Here is a 3,574-nt window from a genome sequence, read left to right as displayed (position 1 = left end):
AACAATCATCAGAAACCCACTTTTCACCCACTTGGCGATTTTTTAAACCCAGCCTTAGCCCTGCTAGGACAAGGTTTAAAGAAATCACCAAGTGGGCAAAAATTGGATTTTGCTAATCATCTCTATTTATGCAAAGGTCTCGAATAATGATTAAAAATTTTACTATAACACTTAAAAATTTTTTTGTCAAGGTGTTATGTATGCACCCCAAAAAAAATCCAAAAATAAGATCACTTACAACCCAAAACTTGCCTGTTGACATATTTTATTAATTTTCATAGTCAGAGTTTTATGTGGTTTGTATGATACTGTCATAAATTCTTAGATAAAGTTTTAAGTCTGAGATACTAAGTTTTAAATTTGGTGATTGTGCTAAAGGCATTTGAATTTATAAGTAGTAAAGAGAGACCTTTGCATAAATATGAATAATCATCAAAACGCCATTTTTCACCAACTTGACAATTTTATAAAACACAGCCATAGCTTTGCTATGACTATATTTCATAAAATCACCAATTCGGCAAAACTTGTCATTTTGCTAATCATTCCTACTTATGAAAAAGTCTCGGTGTAATTTTTCCGGCTTTGAAAATATCAAATATATTTTCATCAATTTACAGACGCACCCGTTGAATGATTAACCACCAGCACACACAACCTAAGTAACCAGCAACTGAAGCGCTTTTACTGCGTTTGCTTTATTTAAAGATCAACGCCTATAACCTGAACTTCTGCTAGAGACAGATAGTTCTTGTCAAGCAATTGGATTCTAACATAGCGACCTTTTTTACTTGGTGCGCCTAATTTAATGGTCTTTTTGGGGTTAGGCGCAACATGAAAGTCTTGTTGATAGGTGTGGGTGCTAAAGTCTGCTTTATTAGAGATACTAACTTGGTAGTTGCTTAGTCTATTTGCACAGCAATCAGTGCGGTTGTAGATAATGATTTGATCGATACTTTTCTTACTGCCTAGATCAACCTGCCACCAAGCACCTTGTTCTTTTTGTGTGTGGGTTGTGCTACTATTTAAGAATTCTCCATCAGTGTTGCCATCTACTGCATAGCCAGCAACAGCGTGGATGCGGTGTGGATATATACTGGATTGTGTGGCAGGTTTTCCAAGCGCTAGATTGTAACCACCAGAGGCATATGCGCCTCCATAACTTGGGTCACCCCATGTCCTGATTGAGCCATCGGGCCTAACAGCAGTAAAGGCAAATTCATTTGAATAAATCTCAATATAACCTTTGTCAGTGGGTATGTTTTTGCGTATATTTTCTATGTTACTCCACGGATTCTCCATGTCACCCCATGTCGTAATTGAGCCATCAGCTTTAAGAGCAGCAAAGGCTCTACGGGTTGAATAAACCTTGATATAGTCTTTATCAGTGGGTGCGTTGAGTGCGTTTTTACCTCCACTCTTTGTGTCACCCCATGTCGTAATTGAGCCATCGGCTTTAAGAGCAGCAAAGGCATACTCATTTGAATAAATCTTGGTATAGCCTTTGTCGGTGGGTGCGCTTGTGCCTCCAGAAAATGAGTTACCCCACACTGTGATTGAGCCATCGGCTTTAAGAGCAGCAAAGGCAAATTCATTTGAATAAATCTTGGTATAGCCTTTGTCGGCGGGTGCGCTTTCGCCTCCAGTAAATGGGTCACCCCACGCCTTGATTGAGCCATCAGCTTTAAGAGCAGCAAAGGCATGTTCATTTGAATAAATCTTGGTATAGCCTTTGTCGGCGGGTGCATTAACACCTCCAGCATCTGATTCACCCCACGCCTTGATTGAGCCATCAGCCTTAAGGACAGCAAAGGCACCAACAGTTGAATAAATCTTGGTATAGCCACTGCCAGCAGGTGCGTTTGCACCTCCATAATCTGAGTTACCCCACACTTTGATTGAGCCATCGTGTGCAAGGGCGGCAAAGGCACTAACAGTTGAATAAATCTTGGTATAGCCTTTGTCAGTGGGTACATTGGATGCGTTTGTGCCTCCATTGTTTAGGCTACCCCATGTTGTAATTGAGCCATCAGCTTTAAGAGCAGCAAATGCATATTCGTTTGAATAAATCTCGGTATAGCCACTGTCAGTGGGTGCGTTTTTACCTACAGAATCTGGATCTATGCCTTCAGAAGGTAGACCACCCCATGCTATGATTGAGCCGTCGCTTTTAACGGCGGCAAAGGCCGTCTTATTGGCATAATTTGGCGCATTATAAGATCCATCAAAATCATTATGGGTACTAGAATAATCCACCTTAGCAAAACGCAAAGGATCAATACCCATCACCTGAACTTCTGCTAGAGACAGATAGTTCTGATCAAGCAACTGGATTCTAACATAGCGACCTTGTTTACCTGATGCGTCTAATTTAATAGTCTTTTTGGGATTAGGCGCAACATGGAAGTCTTGTTGATAAATGTGGGTGCTGAAGTCTGCTTTATCAGAAATACTAACTTGGTAGTTGCTTAGTCTATCTGCACAGCAATCAGTACGGTTGTAGATAATGATCTGATTGATGTTTTTCTTGCTGCCTAGATCAACCTGCCACCAAGCGCCGTGTTCATATTCGGTATAGGTGGTGCTCTTATTTAAGAAATGGCCATCAGTGTTACCATCCACTGCATAGCCAGCAACAGGAACGATAGAGCGGTATAGATGTGTGCTGGATTGTGTGGCATGTTTTCCAAAGGCCAAATTAATATCACCGACACCAACAGCAATAACAACAGTTGCAGTGTCCTTAATAAATAAACCAGTTGCTGTTACAACATAAGTTGTTATAACATAAGTCACTGGATCAGATGTAAAAATTGGCGTTCCAGAGATGGTTCCATTTCTTGCATTAAAGGATAAGCCATTGGAGATAGCAGGAGAAATTGAGTAATAAAAAGCAGCATCACCTGTATTAGTGATGGTAACAGGTGTAATAGCAGTTCCAGCAGTAGCACTAACATAATTAGTGCTGATTGTAACACTAAAAGCATTCAAAGAGACTGAAATGATGGCAACTGCAAGGAGTTTAGTAAGTTTGTTTAGTGTATTTGTTGTGTTTTTCATTTTTAAAAAAATAATGATTAAAAAATTTACTATAGCATTTAAAAACAATTTTGTCAAAGTTCTTTATGTGCCCTAAAAATCCAAAAATAGAGCCACTCATAATCCAAAACTTATTTGCTGACATATTTTCTTAATTTTCATAGTCAGAGTTTTAGGGATTTGTATGAACTGTTGAGACCTTTGCATAAATCGACTAAAAAAAATCACAAACCTCCTGTATAGCAAAATAATACTCATCTAAAACAACGCTAAAAAACCAATCATGCCTTGAAAAAACATCCAACAAAAACAAGAAAACAAACAGCGTTCATCCATTCGTTATATTGTTGAGAAAACCTTTGGATTGTTAAAACTTCATTATGATTTAGGTAAAGCAAGACATCTTGGGAGACCTTTGCATAAATAGGGATGATTAGCAAAATCCAATTTTTGCCCAATTGGTGATTTCTTTAAACCTTGTCCTAGCAGGGCTAAGGCTGGGTTTAAAAAATCGCCAAGTGGGTGAAAAGTGGGT

Annotated in this window: 3 protein-coding genes; 1 reads left to right on the top strand and 2 read right to left on the bottom strand. The window is 39.0% G+C overall.

Annotated features, from left to right (window positions below; genetic code table 11):
* The first annotated feature begins 421 nt into the window (after window positions 1-421).
* Complete coding sequence (locus tag BBROOKSOX_RS09585) at window positions 422-574, top strand: hypothetical protein (protein WP_180323966.1); 153 nt, start codon at window positions 422-424, stop codon at window positions 572-574.
* Between the two features lie 128 nt (window positions 575-702).
* Here BBROOKSOX_RS09585 and BBROOKSOX_RS09580 read toward each other — a convergent pair whose 3' ends face one another.
* Window positions 703-3,060: a galactose-binding domain-containing protein gene (locus tag BBROOKSOX_RS09580; protein ID WP_139661431.1), complete on the bottom strand. Its 2,358-nt coding sequence runs from the start codon at window positions 3,058-3,060 to the stop codon at window positions 703-705.
* A 260-nt stretch (window positions 3,061-3,320) separates the two neighbouring features.
* Window positions 3,321-3,497, bottom strand: coding sequence for a hypothetical protein (locus BBROOKSOX_RS09575; protein ID WP_218973725.1), 177 nt, complete (start codon window positions 3,495-3,497; stop codon window positions 3,321-3,323).
* Window positions 3,498-3,574 lie beyond the last annotated feature (77 nt).

The sequence above is a fragment of the bacterium endosymbiont of Bathymodiolus sp. 5 South genome (assembly GCF_900128535.1).
Classification (GTDB): domain Bacteria; phylum Pseudomonadota; class Gammaproteobacteria; order PS1; family Pseudothioglobaceae; genus Thiodubiliella.
This window is presented reverse-complemented; position numbering and strand designations above follow the sequence as displayed.

What these genes read in the sequence shown, in the direction of transcription:
- BBROOKSOX_RS09585 (WP_180323966.1), top strand. Translation starts at nt 422, where the DNA reads ATGAATAATCATCAAAACGCCATTTTTCACCAACTTGACAATTTTATA.
- BBROOKSOX_RS09580 (WP_139661431.1), bottom strand. Translation starts at nt 3,060, where the DNA reads ATGAAAAACACAACAAATACACTAAACAAACTTACTAAACTCCTTGCA.